Source organism: Streptomyces murinus (assembly GCF_002154555.1).
Classification (GTDB): Bacteria; Actinomycetota; Actinomycetes; order Streptomycetales; family Streptomycetaceae; genus Streptomyces; species Streptomyces murinus.
Map to the genome: position 1 here is coordinate 211 of NZ_MUNF01000957.1, position 388 is coordinate 598.

At 72.9% G+C, this 388-nt stretch carries 1 pseudogene; it reads left to right on the forward strand.

The features are described from left to right. Positions 1-388 (forward strand): annotated as a pseudogene (locus CCN72_RS39430) (zinc ribbon domain-containing protein); the annotation flags it as partial.

A 388-nucleotide genomic window follows, 5' to 3' on the forward strand; every position in this document is an offset into this window, starting at 1 on the left:
GGCGGCCCCCGCGCCGCTGCCGTGGTGGCGGACGATATGGCCGTTCCGGCGCCGGGTGCGGGCCGGGTCCGGGCGCTGGGTGCGGGTGCTGGTGATCCTGCTGGTGGTGATCGCGCTGTGCGTGGGCGGGTTCCTGCTGCTGCCCGCAGGGCGCGCCCTGTTCGAGGACACCCGGGACAAGCTCGGCGGCAGCAAGGCCATCACCGCGACGAAGGTCACGGCGAGCGCGGCCGTGCCCGGGCATCCGGCGTCGAACACCACGGACGGCCTCAGCAACCGGTATTGGGGCGCGCCGGGTCCTGGTGCCTCGGTGACGTACACCTTCGGCAAGCCGTTCCGGATGGTGGATCTCATCATCACCAACGGCGCCTCGGACGCGCCGCAGCAG